Source organism: Pseudomonas sp. ML2-2023-3 (assembly GCF_037055275.1).
In the GTDB taxonomy this organism is placed as follows: domain Bacteria; phylum Pseudomonadota; class Gammaproteobacteria; order Pseudomonadales; family Pseudomonadaceae; genus Aquipseudomonas.
This window is the reverse complement of record NZ_CP146343.1, coordinates 3,746,588-3,766,429: the sequence shown is the minus strand read 5'-3', so window position 1 is coordinate 3,766,429 and position 19,842 is coordinate 3,746,588. Positions and strand designations below refer to the sequence as shown.

The window sequence follows — 19,842 nt, the reverse complement described above, 5'->3', positions numbered from 1 at the left end:
GGACGAACCTCGTTATTGTTTTTGTAGGGGGGGCTTTCTGCGAGCCAAATAAAGATTAACAAAGATAACTAAAAAAAGAAGCTGAGATTGTTATTGGCTTCAAAATGAGATTTAAGGTGTTTAAGACGGGCTTTTAGCCAGTATCTGCCAGTGAATATCAAAACTAGATAAGAAACATAATGTTCGATTATCGGTCATTTATGATTGACGTTGCTTTGACTTGTTTCCATTCTCTGGCTCAGGAAACGCCAAGAGAGCGTTCTGGTTCTGTCAAAAACAACAATAAATGGACATTCAATATGCATACGCTCAACCAAGGCGCCCTGCGCTTGTTCCCGCTTTCGTGCATTGCCCTGTGTCTGTTCAGCACCCCGGTTTGGGCCCAGGGATTTATCGAAGACAGTCACGGCACCCTGACCTTGCGCAACTACTACATGGACCGTGATTACAAGGACGGTGGCGCCAAGACCGCAGCGCGGGAATGGGCCCAGGGCTTCATTGCCAACATGGAGTCGGGCTTTACCGAAGGTACGGTCGGTTTCGGGCTGGATGTGCGTGGTCTGCTGGGGGTCAAGCTGGACTCTTCGCCTGACCGCAGCGGCACCGAACTGCTGCCGGTCAATAGTGACAAACAGGCTGCGGATGAGTACTCGCGACTGGCCTTCACCGGCAAGCTGCGTTTTAGCCAGACCACGCTCAAGACCGGTGATGTGTCGATTTTTCTGCCGTTTGCCTTTGCCAGCCCGTCGCGGCTGTTGCCCCAGACCTTTCGCGGGACCACCGTCAGCTCCAAAGAAATTGACGGCCTGACCTTCAACACCGGTTATATCGACGCGATCAACAAACGTGACTCCACCAACTACCAGGCCATGACCATCGCGTCCCCCAATGGCCGATTCAAGGGCTCGGCTGAAACCTCGCACCTGGCTTACGGCGGTGGTGATTATCAGGTCAACAAGAACCTGAGCGTGCGCGCCTACCATGTCGAGGTGGCGGATTTGTACAAGCAAAGCACCCTGGCATTGCTGCACGACCTGCCCCTGGGTGACGGCGTGCTGACCACCGACCTGCGCAGTTTTTTCAGTGATGAGGCGGGCAGTGCCAAAGCAGGCAAGGTCGACAACATCAACGCATCGGCGCTGTTGGGTTATCGGCTGGGTGGGCATCGTTTAAGTGTGGGCTACATGCACTCCAGCGGTGATACGGCGACGCCTTACATCTCGGGTACAGAGTTGATGGGCATGAGCGAAATGACCATGAGTTCGGACTTTCTCAATGCCAAGGAGCGCACCTGGCAGGCCATTTACGACTACGACTTCACGGCGGTGGGGGTGGTGGGATTGAAAGGGCGGTTGCGTTATGTGCGCGGTGACAATATCGAACTGGCGTCCTTGAATGCGGATGATCGCAAGGAGCGCGAGTTTCAGATGGAGCTGGGGTACGTGATCCAGAGCGGGCCGCTGAAAAACCTGGGTCTTTTGGCGAGGAAGTCTATTTACCGAAACGACTTCCCGACAGGTGCGGCCTTTCGCGATGAAAACCAGACCCGCTTTCTGGCCATCTATACCTTGCCGATCTGGTAGGGGCGGTTTTGCGACCGCTGCGCGCTCGATCGCAGCCTCGTACTACTCGTCAGCGACTACAACACGGAGAGGGTGGCGAATCTGTAGTCGCTGACGAGCCATGCGAGGCTGCGTTCGGCTACGCAGTGGCTACAGCGCCAGGTTACTCCTGATACACCTTTTTCAGCAGGCGCAGCAGTTCTTCACGCTCGGCGCTATCCAGCGCCGAGGTCGCGTCGATGTCGCTTTGGGCAGCGATGGCCTTGAGCTCTTTGAGCAGGGCTTCTCCGGTCTTGCTCAGGAAGATGCCGTAGGAGCGCTTGTCGGGTTTGCAACGAACCCGTACCGCCAACGCCCGACTCTCCAGTTTGTTCAGCAATGGCACCACTTGCGGGGGCTCAATCGCCAGCGCACGGGCCAGGTCTGCCTGCATCAGGCCGGGATGCTGGTCAATGATCGCCATTGCCGAAAACTGCGCCGGGCGCAGGTCATGGGCCGACAGTCGGCTGATCAGGTTCTGGAACAGCTTTAACTGGGCGCGACGCATGGCATAGCCGATCAGTTCGTCCAGCGCGGTGTCCAGGGGGGCCTGTACGTCCGGGCTTTCAGGCAGGGCCTCTTGGGCGACGACAGGGGTGGCTGACTTGGCCATAAATAGAGGGGTCCTTGCTCGAATGAAGTTAATAAACCTATCTAGTTTGCCGGGGTTGAAGGTTGATAGCCACCGCTGCGTTATTTTACGTGCGGTTGCCGCCAAAAAATTTGGTTAATTTAATTAATGGTTAATTGACATAACTAATTTTGCCGGTTAGTTTTTACTCATCTTCAAGCGAACAACAAGAGAGCAATCGCTATGAGCCAATACGAAGGCCGCTGGAAAACCGTCAAAGTCGAAATCGAAGACAGCATCGCCTGGGTGATTCTCAATCGTCCGGAAAAACGCAATGCCATGAGCCCGACCCTGAACCGTGAAATGATCGACGTGCTGGAAACCCTCGAGCAGGACCCGCAGGCAGGCGTGTTGGTGTTGACCGGTGCGGGCGATGCCTGGACGGCGGGCATGGACTTGAAAGAGTACTTTCGCGAAGTGGACGCCGGTCCCGAGATTCTTCAGGAGAAAATCCGCCGTGAAGCGTCGCAGTGGCAATGGAAGTTGCTGCGCATGTACGCCAAGCCAACGATTGCCATGGTCAATGGCTGGTGCTTTGGTGGCGGTTTCAGCCCGCTGGTGGCGTGCGACCTGGCCATCTGCGCCGACGAGGCAACGTTTGGCCTGTCGGAAATCAACTGGGGCATTCCACCGGGCAACCTGGTCAGCAAGGCAATGGCAGACACCGTAGGCCACCGCCAGTCGCTGTACTACATCATGACCGGCAAGACCTTCGACGGGCGTAAAGCCGCCGAGATGGGCCTGGTCAATGAGAGCGTGCCGCTGGCGCAGCTGCGTGAAGTCACCATTGAACTGGCGCGCAACCTGCTGGAGAAAAACCCGGTTGTTCTGCGTGCGGCCAAGCATGGCTTCAAGCGCTGCCGCGAACTGACCTGGGAGCAGAACGAAGATTACCTGTACGCCAAGCTCGACCAGTCGCGACTGCTGGACACCGAAGGCGGTCGTGAGCAGGGCATGAAGCAATTCCTCGATGACAAGAGCATCAAGCCGGGCCTGCAAGCCTACAAGCGCTAATCTCGCTGTTCAGGGTGCGCCGGTCGCACCCTGTAAATGAATTCCCGATAACGACAATAAAGAGGAATCACCATGTTGGACGTGCCCCTGCTCATCGGCGGAAAGTCGTGCCCGGCCCGTGATGGCCGAACGTTCGAGCGCTGCAACCCGGTGACGGGTGAGGTGGTGTCACGCGTGGCCGCCGCCACCCTGGAAGATGCCGATGCCGCAGTTGCCGCGGCTCAGGCTGCTTTTCCTGCCTGGGCTGCGCTGGCGCCCAATGAACGGCGTACGCGGCTGCTCGCTGCTGCCGAGTTGATGCAGGCACGGGCGAGCGAGTTTATCGAGGCGGCGGGTGAAACCGGGGCCATGGCCAACTGGTATGGGTTCAACGTCAAGCTGGCGGCGGGCATGCTTCGTGAGGCCGCCTCCATGACCACCCAGATCAACGGCGAAGTGATCCCTTCCGATGTGCCCGGCAGTTTTGCGATGGCCTTGCGTCAACCCTGTGGCGTGATCCTGGGCATCGCGCCCTGGAATGCCCCGGTGATTCTTGCCACACGTGCGCTGGCCATGCCGCTGGCGTGCGGCAACACCGTGGTGCTCAAGGCTTCCGAGCTGAGCCCGGCCGTTCACCGGTTGATTGGCCAGGTGTTGCAGGATGCGGGACTGGGCGATGGCGTGGTCAACGTCATCAGCAATGCTCCGGCAGATGCACCGGCGATTGTAGAGCGACTGATCGCCAATCCGGCGGTGCGCCGGGTCAACTTTACCGGCTCAACCCACGTGGGGCGCATTGTTGCCGAACTGGCAGCCCGTCACCTCAAGCCGGCCCTTCTGGAACTGGGGGGCAAGGCGCCGTTTCTGGTGCTGGACGACGCTGACCTTGACGCCGCAGTCGACGCCGCAGCCTTTGGCGCTTACTTCAATCAGGGCCAGATCTGCATGTCCACCGAGCGGCTGATCGTGGACAACAAGGTGGCTGATGCCTTTATCGACAAGCTGGCAACCAAGGTGGCCACCTTGCGCGCCGGTCATCCCCAGGCGGACGACTCGGTACTCGGCTCGCTGGTGGATGCCAGCGCCGGTGTGCGGATCAAGGCACTGATCGACGATGCGGTCGGCAAAGGCGCGCGGCTGGTGGTGGGTGGTCAGGTCGAGGGCAGCATCATGCAACCGGCGTTGCTCGATGGCGTGACCCCGAGCATGCGCCTGTACCGCGAAGAGTCCTTTGGCCCGGTTGCCGTGCTGCTGCGCGGGGACGGCGATGAGGCCTTGCTGAGCCTGGCCAACGATTCGGAGTTCGGGTTGTCGGCGGCTATTTTCAGTCGGGACACCGGGCGTGCCCTGGCACTGGCCCAGCGGGTCGAATCGGGCATTTGCCATATCAACGGCCCGACGGTCCACGATGAAGCGCAAATGCCCTTTGGTGGAGTCAAGTCCAGCGGTTGCGGCAGTTTTGGCGGCAAGGCGTCGATCGAGCAATTCACCCAGTTGCGCTGGATCACCTTGCAGAACGGGCCGCGCCACTACCCGATCTGATCGTCTGCACAAGGCATAACAATAACAAGGAGCCATGCCTGCGCCATGCCGCTTAAGTGTCGGACGGGCAGCGCATGCCTTGATGGAGGAGCATGACGTGAGTTTCGAATTCAATTCCCCGGCCAAGTCCCCTACACCGGCGCCACGTTATCGCGAGGTGGCCATCGGTCACCCGGCGGTCGAAGTGCTGGAGGTCGGCGGCATCTTGCACATGCGCTCCCTGGAAACCCTGGAGCCGATGCCCGAACGTTTGCTTGATCGCCTGGTGCACTGGGCGCAGATCCGGCCCGGGCACACCTTTATCGCTGCACGGGACGCTGATGGCCAATGGCGTCGCATCAGCTATGCCCAGATGCTGGAAGACGTTCGCGCCATTGCGCAAAGCCTGCTGGCCTATGGCCTGGGGGCAGAGCGTCCGCTGGCGATCCTGTCGGGCAACGATATTGAGCATTTGCAGATGGCGTTGGGGGCAATGTATGCCGGTATTCCTTACTGCCCTGTTTCCCCTGCCTATTCGTTGCTGTCCCAGGATTTTGCCAAGTTGCGCCATGTCTGCGACCTGTTGCAGCCGGGCCTGATCTTTGTCAGTGACGCGGCGGTTTATCAGCGTGCCGTGGGCGCGGTATTGCCCTCAGACACGCCATTGGTAGCGGTACGCGGCGAGATGGCGGGACGGCCCCAGGTGAGCTTTGCCAGTTTGCTGGAGCAGCCGGGCGGCGCCGAGGCCCAGGCTGCGTTCATGGCGTCAGGCCCGGACAGCATCGCCAAATTTCTCTTCACTTCAGGCTCGACCAAGCTGCCCAAAGCGGTGATTACCACCCAGCGCATGCTTTGTGCCAATCAACAAATGCTGTTGCAGACCTTTCCGGTTTTTGCCGAAGAACCCCCGGTGCTGGTGGACTGGTTGCCCTGGAACCACACGTTTGGCGGCAGTCATAACCTCGGGATCGTCCTCTACAACGGCGGTACGCTGTACCTGGATGGCGGTAAACCAACCGCTCAGGGCTTTGCCGAAACCCTGCGCAACCTCAAGGAAATCTCGCCTACTGCCTACCTCACCGTGCCTAAAGGCTGGGAAGAACTGGTCACGGCGCTGGAAACCGACAGCGAGTTGCGCGAGCGTTTTTTTGCCCGCATCAAACTGTTCTTTTTCGCCGCCGCGGGCCTTTCGCAAAGTATCTGGGACCGCCTCGACCGGGTTGCCGAGCAACACTGTGGCGAACGCATCTGGATGATGGCCGGGCTGGGCATGACCGAAGCCTCGCCTTCATGCACCTTCACCACCGGGCCGTTGTCGATGGCCGGTTATATCGGTCTGCCGGCGCCGGGCTGTGAGGTCCGTCTGGTACCGGTGGATGGCAAGCTGGAAGGGCGCTTTCGCGGCCCGCACATCATGCCCGGTTACTGGCGCGCCCCCGAGCAGAGTGCCGAGGCGTTTGACGATGAAGGCTTTTACCGCTCCGGTGACGCCATCAAGCTGGCCGATCCTTGCAACCCGCAATGGGGGTTGATGTTTGATGGGCGGCTGGCCGAGGACTTCAAATTGTCATCCGGGGTGTTTGTCAGTGTGGGGCCGCTGCGCAACCGGGCCGTACTCGAAGGTTCTCCCTATGTTCAGGATCTGGTGATCGCAGCGCCGGATCGCGAATGCCTTGGTGCGTTGGTATTTGCCCGGCTGTACGAGTGCCGACAGTTATCGGGCTTGCCTGCCGACGCCAGCGACGCGCAGGTGTTGGCCAGTGAACCGGTGCGCCAGTGGTTTGCTGACTGGTTGCAGCGGCTCAATCTTCAGGCCAGTGGCAATGCCAGTCGCCTGGAATGGATCGCGCTGCAGGATGAGGCCGCGTCGATCGATCGCGGTGAAATCACCGACAAGGGTTCGATCAATCAGCGTGCAGTGCTGCAATGGCGAGCGGCGCATGTGGAGGCGCTTTATCGCGGGCAGGCGCCTTCGATCCTGCGTGCTGGCAAGCCGTCGTGAGCCCTGGGGGGCAGTACTCGGCATTCACCGATGTCGCCATTCTTGAGGCGGCTCGTACCCCGTGGGTCGACCTGGGCGGGGTATTGGCCCAGGTTTCACCGATCGACATGGGGATCAAGGTCGCCCGTGAAGTGCTGGCCCGTGCCGGGCTGGACGGGGGGGCAGTGGACTCGGTACTGGCGGGTTCAATGGCCCAGGCCAGCTTCGATGCGTACATGTTGCCGCGTCATATCGGCCTCTACAGCGGTGTGGCGCAACAGGTGCCTGCCCTGGCGGTGCAGCGTATTTGCGCCACAGGGTTTGAACTGTTGCGCCAGGCTGCCGGGCAGTTGCATGACGGCATGGAACTGGCGCTGTGCGTGGGCACAGAGTCCATGTCCCGCAACCCGATTGCCGCCTACACCCATCGCGGTGGATTCCGCCTGGGGGCGCCGGTCGAGTTCAAGGATTTTCTCTGGGAAGCACTGTACGACCCGGCTCCCGGCGTGGACATGATCGCCACGGCGGAAAACCTGGCCACGGAGTACGGCCTGAGCCGTGAGGCCGTGGACGGCTATGCCCTCAATAGTCACCAGCAGGCACTTCACGCCCAGGCCAGCGGCTGGCAGGGGGATGAAATCGTCACCCTGCGCAATGAAGTGTTTGAGCTGGAAGGCTACCAGCCGCGGGGTATCAGCCTGCCGCGTCGATGTGAGTCGGTCAGCCTCGACAGTCATCCGCGTTCCACCGACGCCGCGGCCCTGGCCAGGCTGGGGGCCATTCACCCGGGGGGTGTGCAGACGGCGGGTAACAGTTGCGCAGTGGTGGATGGCGCTGCTGCCGCGCTGGTCGTCCGTGCATCGGCGGGGCCGCCGGCCCTGGCCAATTTACTGGCGACGGCGGTGGTCGGTGTTGAGCCACAACGGATGGGTATCGGCCCTGTGCCTGCGATTCAGTTGTTGCTCAAACGCAGCGGTTTGGCGCTGGACGCGATTGATCTGTTTGAAATCAACGAGGCGCAGGGCGCACAGATTCTGGCGGTGGCTCAGGCACTGGAACTGGACCGGCAAAAGCTCAATTGCCGTGGCGGCTCCATTGCCCTGGGGCATCCCCTGGCCGCCACCGGCCTGCGCCTGGTGCTGACCCTGGCCCGGCAACTGCGCGAGCAGAATCTGCGTTATGGCATTGCCGCTGCGTGTGTCGGGGGTGGCCAGGGCATGGCGGTACTGATCGAGAATCCGCATTTTTCCACGATTTGAGGTTTTCCCATGTGGCAATACCAGGCGCCGCTGCGCGACATGCAATTTGTGATTGAACACTGGCTTGAGGCCCCACGGGCCTGGGCGCAAACAGAGCGCTTCCAGGACCTCGATCTGGCGCTGGCCCGCCAGGTGCTTGAAGAAGCCGGGCGGTTCAGCGCCCAGGTGCTTGCGCCGATCAACAGCAGTGGCGACCGCCAGGGATGTAGTTTCGACGCGGGCCGGGTGACGACGCCCGCCGGATTTGTCGAGGCGTATCGCGCCTACACCGAAGGCGGGTGGTCAGCCCTGGCGTGCGATGAGGCCTACGGCGGGCAGGGCTTGCCGCAGCTGCTCGACGCGGCGCTGCAGGAAATGCTCTATGCCAGCAATCATGGCTGGGCCATGTACACCGGCATCGCCCATGGTGCCTACCTGTGCCTCAAGGCCCATGCCCCGCAGTGGATCAAGGCGCGTTATTTGCCGCAGATTGTCAGCGGTGAAGTCTTGCCCACCATGTGCCTGACCGAGCCGCAGGCAGGCAGCGACGTCGGCCTGCTGCGCTGTCGTGCCGAACCGCAAGACGACGGCAGTTATCGTGTGAGCGGCAGCAAGCTGTTTATCTCTGGCGGCGAACACGACCTGAGCGCAAATATCCTGCATCTGGTGTTGGCACGACTGCCCGGTGCGCCTGCTGGCAGCCGGGGCATTTCGCTGTTTCTGGTGCCCAAGCTGCTGGACCACCATCAGGTCAACAACGTGCGTTGCGACGGTATCGAACACAAGATGGGGATCAAGGGCAGCGCAACCTGTTCGCTGGTGTTCGAGCAGGCACAAGGCTGGCTGATTGGCGAGGCCAATCGCGGTCTGGCGGCGATGTTCGTGATGATGAACTCGGCGCGGCTGCACGTGGGTCTGCAGGGGCTGGGACACGCCGAAGCGGCGTGGCAGAACGCTCGCGACTATGCCCTGGAACGCAAGCAGATGCGTGCGCCGGTGCGGCCTGTCGGGGTCAGTGCCGACGCCGCCGACCCGATCCATTTTCATCCGGCCATGCGCCGCACCTTGCTGGAGTTGCGCGCCTGCACCGAGGGGATGCGGGCCGTGGGCTATTGGGTGGCGCATCTGCTCGATGAGGCTGAGCACCAAGAGAGCCCGACCGAGCGTCAGCGCGCCCTGCAACTGGCAGAACTGCTGACGCCCGTGATCAAGGCGTTTTTCACCGACCAGGGGTTTCGCCAGGCCAGCAACGCTTTGCAGGTGTTCGGCGGTTACGGCTATGTCAGCGAGTTCGCGATAGAGCAAACCCTGCGCGACAGCCGGATCGCGATGATTTATGAGGGCAGCAACGAGATCCAGGCCAATGACTTGCTGTTGCGCAAAGTGCTGGGTGATGACGGCCGGGCGTTTGCCGAGTTGCTGGCGGTGATGCGCCAGGAGTCCGCGCTGGCCCTGGAGGCCTCGGAGTGTGGCGGTTTTGGCACTGAGCTGGAGCGACTGTGCGACAAGCTTGAAGCGGTGGTGGGCGCAGTTCGTGAGCGCGCTGGCGAGGAGGTCGAGTATCCCTATCGGGTTGCCGGGGACTTTTTGCGGTTGTGCGGGGTGGCCCTGCTGGGGTTTGCCTGGGTACGAGGGGCGCGGGTGTCCCGTTTGCTGCCCGACAGCGACCCTGTACGCGCCGGCAAGCTACAAACTGCGCAGTTCTTTTTTGCCTATGTATTGCCAGAAGCCGACTACCGAATCGCCTCCATTCGTGGCGCACAGGCGAGCCTGGCGTTTGTCGAGTGATACCCGGAAAGCACTGCTTCAGTGGATCCAATAAATCGATTTGCAAGTGACTAATACTGGGTTCGTGGCCAGACATGATTTCTGGCTACGAGATTGGTCGATAATCGAACGCTAAAGTTTAGAGGGTCTTTATAATTCAAAGTGTTGTATTTAAAGGAAAAAATTTATATCTCTGCGCCGGTTTCAGGATCTGAGGGCAGGGGTTCTTGAGATTGTGACAATCCCTCATATTGCCTGTGGATCCATTAACGGGTTGACTAGCGCCCTGGCGATGGCTGGATTCCTTCCTGACCGTCGCCCATAAAAATTACAAAAAAAGGGTCTCGTCATGAAAGGCTTATCCAGAGCACGGAACTGTCAGGGTTCTGTCCGCTTTATGTCTGCGCGCACTGCCGTGTTTTGCGTTTGCCTTGTCCGGGTCGCTTGCGACAGGCAGGTGCAATGATGGGTATCGATCTGAAAGCTCGCGTGGATAACGGTCCGATGGTGCGGTTTCAATGGCTCGCCATCGGGATCTGCATCGTGTTGAACATGATCGATGGCTTTGATGTGCTGGTGATGGCGTTCACGGCGGCTTCTGTGTCGGCCGAGTGGGGCCTGAGCGGGGCGCAAATCGGCATGTTGCTCAGTGCCGGGCTGTTTGGCATGGCGGCGGGTTCGCTGTTTCTCGCCCCCTGGGCAGATCGCATCGGTCGACGCCCATTGATCCTGTTGTGCCTGGTGGTCAGCGGCACGGGCATGCTGCTGTCGGCGTTGAGCCAGACACCGGTGCAGTTGGCGCTGCTGCGCGGGCTTACGGGGCTGGGGATTGGCGGGATTCTGGCCAGCAGCAACGTGATTGCCAGCGAGTACGCCAGCAAGCGCTGGCGCGGCCTGGCAGTGAGTCTGCAATCCACCGGCTATGCCCTGGGTGCCACCCTGGGCGGTTTGCTGGCAGTCTGGTTGTTGACCCATTGGGGCTGGCGTTCGGTGTTTGTCTTCGGCGGGGTTGTGACCTTTGCGGTGATCCCGCTGGTGTTGCTGTGGCTGCCCGAGTCGCTGGACTTTTTGCTTGCGCGCCGCCCGGCCACGGCCTTGCAACGTATCAATAGCCTGGCCCGACGCCTGGGTCAGCCAGCCTTGAACCAGATGCCTGCTGCGGTGGTGAGTCCGGCCGGTGCCAGTACCGGCCTGACCAAGCTTCTGGCGCCCGCCATGCGCCGCACCACGCTGCTGATCTGGCTGTTGTTCTTCCTGGTGATGTTCGGCTTTTACTTTGTGATGAGCTGGACGCCAAAACTGCTGGTGTCGGCCGGGCTTTCGGCGCAACAGGGCATTACCGGCGGCGTGCTGTTGAGCGTGGGCGGGATCTTTGGCGCGGCGCTGATCGGCGGCTTGTCATCGCGCTGGCCGCTGAGCCGGGTGCTGTCGCTGTTCATGCTGATTACCGCGGGCTTGCTGGTGCTGTTTGTCGGCTCTGGGTCTTCGGTCATGGCCGCGTTGGGGCTTGGATTGCTGATCGGGCTGTTTTCCAATGGCTGCGTTGCCGGGCTCTATGCATTGTCGCCAGTGGTGTATGACGCTTCCGTACGAGCAACGGGCGTGGGCTGGGGGATCGGCATTGGGCGTATCGGCGCGATCCTGTCGCCCATTGTGGCCGGTTTTCTGCTGGATGCCGGCTGGCAGCCCCTGCACCTGTATGGCGTGTTTGCCATCGTGTTCGTGATCGCGGCCGGTTGCTTGCTGCTGCTCAAACCGTCGCCTTCGCAGGCACAGCCGGCGCTGGCCCAGGCCTGATTCAACCTTCTGATCAATGCCCGGCCTGGCCGGGCGCATACCCTTATCTATCTGTCTGGGCGGGCTGTATCAGCTGCGGGGAGCGGCTGCGCCCAACAATCGGAGAACAATAATAATGAAGATGCTTACAGGTTTGCTGTCGTTGTCGGTGTGTGCCTCGGCAATGGCCCAGGATGAAGGGTTTTTTGACGGCGCGAAGGCCGATTTGATGCTGCGCAACTACTACTTCAATCGTGATTTTCGTGACCACAGCGCCGGCAAAAGCAAGGTGGATGAATGGGCGCAGGGCTTTATTCTGAAATTCAGCTCCGGTTACACCCCGGGGCCTGTGGGTTTTGGCCTGGAAGGGATTGCCATGCTTGGGGTCAAGCTCGACAGCAGTCGCGTGGCCAGTGGCTCCGAACTGCTGCCGGTGAACAGCGATGGTCGCGCGGCCGATAACTTTGGCCGGGCAGGGCTGGCGGCCAAGGCGCGCTTTTCGGAAACGGAAGTGAAGGTTGGCGAACTGCTGCCGGATGTTCCGGTGTTGCGCTACGACGATGGACGACTGCTGCCGCAGACCTTCCGTGGCGCCATGCTGGTGTCCAGGGAGATTGAAGGCCTGGGGCTGCAGGCGGGGCAATACCGGGCCGTGAGCCTGCGCAATTCTTCGGACATGCAGGATCTGGCGGCGTGGGCTGCGCCGGGCGTGACCTCCGACCGATTCAACTATGCGGGGGCTGAGTACCGTTTCAATGAGCAGCGTACCCAGGTGGGGGCGTGGCATTCGCAGTTGGCGGATATCTATCAGCAAAGCTATTTCAATCTGCTGCACAAACAGCCGGTGGGTGACTGGGTGCTGGGCGCCAATCTGGGTTACTTCATCGACAAGGACGATGGTAGCGCGCGTATCGGTCGGGTCAGCAGCCGCACGGCGTACGGACTGTTCTCCGCGGCTACGGGCGGGCACACGTTGTACCTGGGGTTGCAGCGGGTCAGCGGGGACAGCGGCTGGATGTCGGTGTACGGCAGCAGCGGGCGCACGCTGGGCAACGACATGTTCAACGGTAACTTCAGCAATGCCGACGAGCGCTCCTGGCAAGCGCGTTACGACTACAACTTTGCCGCGCTCGGGGTGCCTGGATTGCTGGCGATGGTTCGCTATGGTCATGGCGACAACGCCACCACCAAACAGGGGACTAACGGCAAGGAATGGGAGCGCGATACCGAAGTCGGCTATACGTTCCAGAGCGGCACGCTGAAGAACCTCAGCTTGCGCGTCAACAACGCCACCAACCGTCGCAGCTTCAACAGCGACTTCGACCAGACCCGTGTGATCGTGAGTTATCCGTTGTCGATGTAGGGGGGCTGCGATGAAGGTCGTGCGGTGTGTCTGCGGAACCGCGTCGATACCATCGCGAGCAAGCCCGCTCCCACAGGGGGGATGTGCCAGGCAGTAGATGCTGAGGGATGTGTGCGCCGCTCAGTCTCTATAGCCGCTCATGCGTTACTATGGCCGCTCACGTTTTCTGGATGCTGCCTGGATGAGCAAACCCGGTCAATTGGTGCTGATTGCACTGCGCAAGATGATTGCCTCAGGCGAGCTTGCCGCTGGCGAGCGCCTCATGGAAATTCCCACTGCCGAGTTGTTCGGCGTCTCCCGCATGCCGGTACGCATGGCCTTTCGCACGCTTGAGCAGGAAGGCTTGCTGGTGCGTTTCGGCGGGCGCGGTTTTCAGGTGCGTTCGGTCAGTGCCAATGACATTGCGGGTGCGGTGGAGGTGCGCGGGGTGCTCGAAGGCCTGGCGGCACGTTTGACGGCCGAACGCGGGCTGTCGGGAGAGGCACGGGCCGCCCTGGAGTTGTGCCTGTTGCAAGGGGATGAGCTGTTCGATAAAGGCTTCGTCACCGAGGACGATCTTGAGGTCTATCACGACCTCAATATGCGCTTTCATCAGGTTATCGTTGAGGGCAGTCACAACCCGGCCATTGCCGATGCCCTGGCACGCAATGATCATTTGCCGTTTGCTTCAGTGACGGCGCTGGCGGTTGATCGCAAGGACATGGCCCGTGAATACCGGCGCTTCAACTATGCCCATATGCAGCATCATTCGGTGTTCGATGCGCTGGTCAGTCGCCAGGGTGCCCGCGCCGAAGCGATCATGCGCGAGCACGCCAACGCGACGTTGCGCTATGCCGAAATCTTCGGCTCGGCCACTGCCAATGAGCGGATGAAAGTGATCCACCGCTCCGATTGAAGTTCAGATATCCAGCACCAGCATGGGCGATTTCGAGCGCGAACAGCACGGAGTGAACTGATCGTTGCAAGCCTGCTCCTCTTCGGTGAGGAACATGTCGCGATGATCCGGAACGCCTTCCAGCACGCGGGTCAGGCACGTGCCGCATACCCCTTGCTCGCATGACATGGGTATATCGATGCCGTGACTTTCCAGGACCTGGACCACGGTTTTGTCCGCTGGAATATCGAAGACCTGGCCGGTGCTGCCCACCTTGACCGAAAAGCTGCCGTCGTTGCTGCTGTCAACCGGGGCGGCGGCGAAGTACTCCCGGTGCAGGGCGTGCTCCTGCCAGTCTTGAGCGCGCGCACTGTCCAGAACATGCTGCATGAAGCCGCCCGGGCCGCACACGTACAAATGGGTGCCGGGCTGCGGGCTGGCCAGCACCTGGGCTGCATTCAGAGCGGTCTCTGGCTGCTCGTCGAAGTGCATGAACACCCGGTCGGCAAAAGGCGAGTTGCGCAGGCGCTCGACAAAGGCCGCCCGCTCGCTGGACCGGGCGCAGTAATGCAGTTCGAAATCTGCGCCGCTGTGGGCCAGGCGCTCCGCCATGCACAGAATCGGGGTGATCCCTATGCCCCCTGCAAACAGCAAGCTGTGGCGGGCTTCGTGGATCAGCGGGAACAGGTTGCGCGGTTCACTGATGCGCAGGCTATCGCCACTCTTGATCTGTTCATGCAGGCTTTGCGAGCCGCCCCGTGAAGCCGGATCCCTGAGCACGCCAATCAGGTAGCGATGCTGTTCATCAGGATGGTTGCACAGGGAGTATTGGCGGATCAGTCCGCCGGGCAGGTGCACATCAATGTGCGATCCGGCACTGAACGCGGGGAGGGCGCTGCCATCGGCGCTGGCCAGCTCATAGGTGCAAATGCCCTGTGCTTCGTTGTTGCGAGATACCACCACCACATCAATCATGCTGCTTCCTCAAAGCGTTGCCATTGAGGGGGCTGGCCCACGTGCGCTCGCCCCCGTCCGGGAATTACTGCGCAGTGGCGATCAAGTGTGGCTCGGGTGTGCGTTCGCTGGCGATGATGCGGTCCAGGACGCGGCGTGACTGCACGCCGCCCGAGTCGATATTGAGCTTGAGCAATGCGCGTTGCGGGTGGTCCAGCAGGTTTTGTTGCTGTTGTTCGAGCATCTCCAGGTCTTCGCTGAAAATCTTGCCCTGGCCCTCGCGGATGGTCGCGGTGAGCGCCTGATCCTGAGGGTTGAAGTTGCGTGCCATCCCCCAGAAGTACCAGATCGAGGTGTCTGTTTCAGGGGTGATGAAATCGACCACGATGCTCGATGCCTTGAACTCGGGGGCTGCGTGGTAGCCGCCTTTGCCCGCGTGAGCGACCCCGACTTCGATCAAGACGTGGCTGGGTGGCGAGAAGCGGCAGATCTGCCAGCGGTCCACCGGCACATCGTCGGCCAGATTATTGCCGCGCAAGGCCATGCGCCAGAACGGCGGGGCCATGATGTTTTCCATGTGCCGCGCCGTGACGACTTCGTTGCCTTCAACCGTGGTGGTCGGGGCGACTTCGTCGATTTCCTTCTGGCCAATGCTGGAGGCGTGTACGTAGGTTTCGTGGGTCAGGTCCATCAGGTTGTCGATCATCAGGCGATAGTCGCAACCGATATGAAACAGGCCGCCGCCATAGGCCCATTCATCGCTCACCGCCCACTCCAGGTGGTGGATCAATGCAGGGTCGGCTTGATCCTGATCGCCGGGCCATACCCAGATAAAGCCGTAGCGTTCGACCACGGCATAGGTCTTGTTGCACGGGAAACCGCGTACCCGCTGTCCGGGCATCTCGACGGTTTTGCCGTCGCAGCCCATGACCAGCCCGTGATAGCCGCACACCAGGTTGCCGTTCTCGACATAACCCAGTGACAGGGGAGCACCGCGATGCGGGCAAAAGTTCTCGACAGCGGCGACTTTGTTTTCGTGGCCGCGATAAAAAACCATTTTCTCGCCGCAAATCTGCCGGCCCAAAGGCTTGTCGGTGATTTCATCGGGGGTGCATGCGACGTACCAGGTGTTTTTTGGGTACATGACCAATCTCCAGATCAGGTGTTATTGCTCTTATGGATCCATTAGGCGGCATTGGTATCTTTCAAGTCAATTTCATGTGGGAGTATTGTTGGGTTTTGCTGGGGGTTTTGGCGATTATCGAACACAAAATGCAAAGATGAGCGATAACAGTGGATCCATTAAATAAATATGCAGGGAGAGCCGATGTTCATCAACAGCTCCCCGAGAAGGCTATAAACTATCGTCTGCGTGGTTCTGGCTCGAAGGGTCTGCAAGGGCGGTCGTGTCATGGGCTTGTTAGATCATCGATAGCGAGTAGTGCATTCTTTAAATGACCAACCCCACTTCTACCTCCAATGCCACCTGGCAGCCGGTCATCGCGCTGGCGCTGGCCGCCTTTGTGTTCAACACCACGGAATTTGTGCCTGTGGGGTTGTTGAGTGCGATTGGCGGCAGCTTTGATCTGTCCACTGCCAAGGTCGGACTGATGCTGACCATCTATGCGTGGGTGGTTTCGCTGGCATCGCTGCCGATCATGCTGCTGACCCGCAACGTCGAGCGCCGCAAGTTGTTGCTCGTGCTGTTCGGGCTGTTTATCGCCAGTCATGTACTGTCGAGCCTGGCGGCCAACTTCGGCATTTTGTTGTTAAGCCGGATCGGGGTAGCGTTGTCTCATGCCCTGTTCTGGTCCATTACGGCGTCACTGGCGGTGAGGCTGGCGCCAGAAGGCAAGGAGGTGCAAGCCTTGGGCCTGTTGGCGACCGGCACGTCGCTGGCGATGGTCATGGGTGTGCCGTTGGGTCGCTTGCTGGGTGAGGCGATGGGCTGGCGCACTACCTTTATCGTGATTGCGGTGCTTGCCGCAGTGCTGGTGTTTTGGCTGGCCAGAACCTTGCCGTTGTTGCCAAGCCAGAACTCGGGCTCCCTCAGAAGCCTGCCGGTATTGTTCAAGCGACCTGCGCTGGTGGCGGTCTATGTGCTGACGGCGGTGGTGATCACGGCACAGTTCACTGCCTACAGCTACGTCGAGCCCTTTGTGCAGGGTGTGGCCGGCATGAGTGGCAGTACCGTTACCCTGATTCTGCTGCTGTTCGGCGGTGCGGGGATTATCGGTTCCCTTTGCTTCAGCTGGTTCCACAAGTACAGCCCACAGGCTTTCCTGTTGATCGCTGTAGGCCTGATCGCGCTGAGCCTGCTGTTGCTGTTGCCGGCCAGCAACTGGATTGAATCCCTGGGGGTGTTGAGCATTATCTGGGGGATGGCGATCATGGGGTTTGGTTTGGCGATGCAGTCCAGGGTTCTGACACTGGCGCCCGATGCAACGGATGTGGCGATGGCCATGTTCTCGGGTATTTACAACATCGGGATCGGCGGGGGTGCGCTGCTGGGCAGTTCGGTGGGCAGCCATTTCGGCTTTGCCTGGATCGGGCTGGCGGGGGGGTCGCTGGCGGGGCTGGCATTGGTGTTCTACGCCTGGACCATGTACCGGTTAAACCGCAGCGCCGCACAGGCCTGACAAACCGGGGTTCTGGCGCAATGCCAGAGCCCCGGAAGGTATTACACGGCGCTCAGATGCTCGTACAGAATCGTGGCGCCCACGATGATCAACACCACTCCGCCCACGATCTCCGCACGCTTGCCGACGAGGCTGCCCAGCGCCCGGCCAAGCATGGTGCCGATAATGACCATGGTCATGGTGGCCAGGCCGATGGCAGCAGCTGCCACCAGGATATTGACGTCCACAAAAGCCAGGCCGACGCCTACCGCCAGCGCATCGATGCTGGTGGCGATGGCCGTGACCACCAGAATCCAGAAAGAGTGTTGCGACGGTTTGTCTTCGGGCTCGTCTTCATCGGGTTTTACGCCGTTGTAGATCATGTACAGGCCCAGACCCAGCAGCAGGATGAAGGCGATCCAGTGGTCCCACTGAGTGACGTAGCTGCTGGCCGCCTGACCTATGGCCCAGCCGATCACAGGCGTAATGGCTTCGATCACACCAAAGATCAGACCGGTGCGCAGGGCTTCGCTGAAACGGGGTTTGTGCAGGCTTGAGCCTTTGCCGATGGCGGCGGCAAAAGCATCGGTGGACATGGCGAAAGCCAGGAGAATCAGGGCAATTGGGTTCAATTCAGTCATCCAGCCGGGCTTGAGACAACGACATAGCACTGCGCGCCCGACTTCAGCACAGGTATGACGTTGGTCTCGCAAATCCGTATGGATGCCATGGCCACGGCAGGTTGCCGAGAATGTTGACCAGAGCGCCGCCACGCAAGTGACGGCCAGCTACTCCCCAAAGAGGGGCGCAGAATAACAGCAAATGATGCAATTAAGGGAAAAGGCTAAATTTTTCGTAGGATTCTTCGTTTATAAGATCGCCTGAAAACCGTGGTCAGCTCCCGCAGGGGGGCATTCAGGCCGACGTGCTGACCATCGACCCCGAGCCGCTGCTGCCCTGGGCTGTCAGTGCCTGCAGCAATGCGGCCGTGGCCGCTTGCAGCGCCGCAGTGGTCGCCGTCACTTGTGCCTGGGCCCCGGCAACGGCAGCGGCCTTGGCGTCCGGGCTCTGGTCGCTGGCCTGAATGCTTTGCAGTGCCTGCATCTGCTGCTGGAGCTGTTTTTGCAGTTGCGCGATCTGTTTTTTCAGCTGCTTGACCGTGTCTGAACTGTCGTCACTGCTGTCTGGCGCAGGTGCCGCATTGGCGCCCCTGGACGCTCGCGGCTTGACCTGTTCGGTGGCCGTGGCGCTGGAGTCACTCACGGCGCTGCTGTCCGGCGCGTTGCTGGATGCAGTGCTGGCCACGCTCTGGATATTCAGGCTGGATGCCAAGGGGTTGATGCTGCCGACCATGTCGATTCGTCCTTTAAACCTTATGCCATTCAAGTCCATCGGCAGGGGGCGCCAGTGCTTTAGGCTGTGGCATGAAATAAGCCGGATCACAGGTCATATGCTTATTCCCTAACGGTATTTAAATTAAATTTCTTATGCCTATAAAGTCATACCCCTGCGTACAGGTCGACCAATCGACGCGCCGCACGAAATGAACCAACACGGGACCTCCGTGAGTTTCTGATCGATCAGCGCGCCATTGGGTGTGCTCTGCGTGGGAGTGATTTATGTCTGCACCGTCTGCCTCTGCGATTGCTGTAAGCATCGCCCCTCAGTCTTTTGAGATCCGCCCGTTCAGCGGTGCCGTGGGAGCCGAAATCATCGGGCTTGATCTGGCGTTGCCGGTGAATGACCAGGATTTTGCGCGCATTCACCGCGCGCATCTGGAGCATCACGTGGTGGTGTTCCGTGATCAGCGCATTACCCCGCAGCAACAGATCGCCTTCAGTCGCCGTTTTGGCATTTTGCAGATCCATGTGCTCAAGCAGTTTCTGCTGACCGGGCACCCGGAAATTCTGATCGTCTCCAATATTATCGAGAACGGCCAATCCATCGGCCTGGGGGATGCGGGCAAGTTCTGGCACTCCGATCTTTCCTATAAAGAGCTGCCGAGCCTGGGCTCAATGCTGCATGCCCAGGAGCTGCCGAGCGAAGGCGGCGATACGCTGTTTGCCGACATGCACAAAGCCTGGGACGGCCTGCCGCAAGCCTTGCGCTGCGCCGTGGAAGGCCGCTCGGCCGCGCATTCGTATACGGCGCGCTACAGCGAAACCAAATTTGAAGGCAACTGGCGCCCGACCCTGACCCCGGAGCAATTGGCCCAGGTCAGCGAGGTGGTGCATCCGGTGGTACGGACCCACCCGGAAAACGGCCGCAAGGCCCTGTTTGTCAGCGAGGGTTTCACGACCCGCATTGTGGGCCTGCCCGAGGATGAAAGCCGCCAGTTGCTGGCAGAGCTATTCGCCCACAGCGTGCTGCCTGAAAACATCTACCGCCATCAATGGCAGCCCCATGACCTGGTGTTCTGGGATAACCGTTCGCTGATCCATCTCGCTGCCGGATGCCCAAGCCATCTGCGTCGCAAGCTCTATCGCACCACCATTCAGGGCAACGCCCCTTACTGATCGTCCCTA

The 19,842-nt window shown here is 60.3% G+C and carries 16 protein-coding genes; 11 read left to right on the top strand and 5 right to left on the bottom strand.

Annotation, left to right across the window (positions count from 1 at the left end):
• The first annotated feature begins 299 nt into the window (after positions 1-299).
• On the top strand, positions 300-1,583 hold the full coding sequence (locus tag V6P94_RS17265) for an OprD family porin (RefSeq protein WP_326397785.1): 1,284 nt from the start codon (positions 300-302) through the stop codon (positions 1,581-1,583).
• Positions 1,584-1,725: 142 nt separating this feature from the next.
• Here V6P94_RS17265 and V6P94_RS17260 read toward each other — a convergent pair whose 3' ends face one another.
• A complete protein-coding gene (locus tag V6P94_RS17260) occupies positions 1,726-2,214 on the bottom strand; it encodes a MarR family winged helix-turn-helix transcriptional regulator (protein ID WP_019822411.1) in 489 nt (162 codons plus the stop codon).
• A 201-nt stretch (positions 2,215-2,415) separates the two neighbouring features.
• Between V6P94_RS17260 and V6P94_RS17255 the strand changes: the two genes are divergently transcribed.
• The 8 genes from V6P94_RS17255 (at position 2,416) to V6P94_RS17220 (ending at position 13,766) form a co-directional block, all read left to right on the top strand.
• Positions 2,416-3,246, top strand: coding sequence for a p-hydroxycinnamoyl CoA hydratase/lyase (locus tag V6P94_RS17255; protein ID WP_019822412.1), 831 nt, complete (start codon positions 2,416-2,418; stop codon positions 3,244-3,246).
• 72 nt (positions 3,247-3,318) lie between these two features.
• Complete coding sequence (locus tag V6P94_RS17250) at positions 3,319-4,767, top strand: aldehyde dehydrogenase (RefSeq protein WP_338647862.1); 1,449 nt, start codon at positions 3,319-3,321, stop codon at positions 4,765-4,767.
• A gap of 97 nt (positions 4,768-4,864) precedes the next feature.
• Entirely contained in the window at positions 4,865-6,748 is a 1,884-nt protein-coding gene (locus V6P94_RS17245; RefSeq protein WP_405046695.1) for a feruloyl-CoA synthase, read from the top strand.
• Entirely contained in the window at positions 6,745-7,986 is a 1,242-nt protein-coding gene (locus V6P94_RS17240) for a thiolase family protein (protein WP_338647860.1), read from the top strand. The genes V6P94_RS17245 and V6P94_RS17240 overlap by 4 nt, the downstream gene beginning before the upstream one ends.
• A gap of 9 nt (positions 7,987-7,995) precedes the next feature.
• Positions 7,996-9,753 carry an acyl-CoA dehydrogenase gene (locus tag V6P94_RS17235; RefSeq protein WP_133078534.1) on the top strand — a complete coding sequence of 586 codons (1,758 nt, stop codon included), beginning with the start codon at positions 7,996-7,998 and terminating at the stop codon, positions 9,751-9,753.
• A 444-nt stretch (positions 9,754-10,197) separates the two neighbouring features.
• Positions 10,198-11,529, top strand: coding sequence for an MFS transporter (locus tag V6P94_RS17230; RefSeq protein ID WP_133078535.1), 1,332 nt, complete (start codon positions 10,198-10,200; stop codon positions 11,527-11,529).
• A gap of 115 nt (positions 11,530-11,644) precedes the next feature.
• On the top strand, positions 11,645-12,871 hold the full coding sequence (locus V6P94_RS17225; protein ID WP_133078536.1) for an OprD family porin: 1,227 nt from the start codon (positions 11,645-11,647) through the stop codon (positions 12,869-12,871).
• A 181-nt stretch (positions 12,872-13,052) separates the two neighbouring features.
• On the top strand, positions 13,053-13,766 hold the full coding sequence (locus V6P94_RS17220) for a GntR family transcriptional regulator (protein WP_133078537.1): 714 nt from the start codon (positions 13,053-13,055) through the stop codon (positions 13,764-13,766).
• A 3-nt stretch (positions 13,767-13,769) separates the two neighbouring features.
• Here the strand turns inward: V6P94_RS17220 and V6P94_RS17215 are convergent, their stop codons facing one another.
• Positions 13,770-14,720, bottom strand: coding sequence for a 2Fe-2S iron-sulfur cluster-binding protein (locus V6P94_RS17215; protein ID WP_133078538.1), 951 nt, complete (start codon positions 14,718-14,720; stop codon positions 13,770-13,772).
• Positions 14,721-14,784: 64 nt separating this feature from the next.
• Complete coding sequence (locus V6P94_RS17210) at positions 14,785-15,843, bottom strand: aromatic ring-hydroxylating dioxygenase subunit alpha (RefSeq protein ID WP_133078539.1); 1,059 nt, start codon at positions 15,841-15,843, stop codon at positions 14,785-14,787.
• A gap of 310 nt (positions 15,844-16,153) precedes the next feature.
• On the opposite strand from V6P94_RS17210, the gene V6P94_RS17205 reads away from it, so the two are divergent.
• Positions 16,154-17,338, top strand: coding sequence for a sugar transporter (locus tag V6P94_RS17205; protein ID WP_133078540.1), 1,185 nt, complete (start codon positions 16,154-16,156; stop codon positions 17,336-17,338).
• A gap of 41 nt (positions 17,339-17,379) precedes the next feature.
• Here the strand turns inward: V6P94_RS17205 and mntP are convergent, their stop codons facing one another.
• The gene (mntP, locus tag V6P94_RS17200; RefSeq protein ID WP_133078552.1) at positions 17,380-17,949 is read right to left on the bottom strand and encodes a manganese efflux pump MntP; all 570 of its coding nucleotides are present in this window, start codon (positions 17,947-17,949) and stop codon (positions 17,380-17,382) included.
• A gap of 283 nt (positions 17,950-18,232) precedes the next feature.
• Complete coding sequence (locus V6P94_RS17195) at positions 18,233-18,670, bottom strand: hypothetical protein (protein ID WP_133078541.1); 438 nt, start codon at positions 18,668-18,670, stop codon at positions 18,233-18,235.
• A gap of 266 nt (positions 18,671-18,936) precedes the next feature.
• Between V6P94_RS17195 and V6P94_RS17190 the strand changes: the two genes are divergently transcribed.
• Complete coding sequence (locus V6P94_RS17190) at positions 18,937-19,833, top strand: TauD/TfdA family dioxygenase (protein ID WP_326397788.1); 897 nt, start codon at positions 18,937-18,939, stop codon at positions 19,831-19,833.
• Positions 19,834-19,842: the final 9 nt, after the last annotated feature.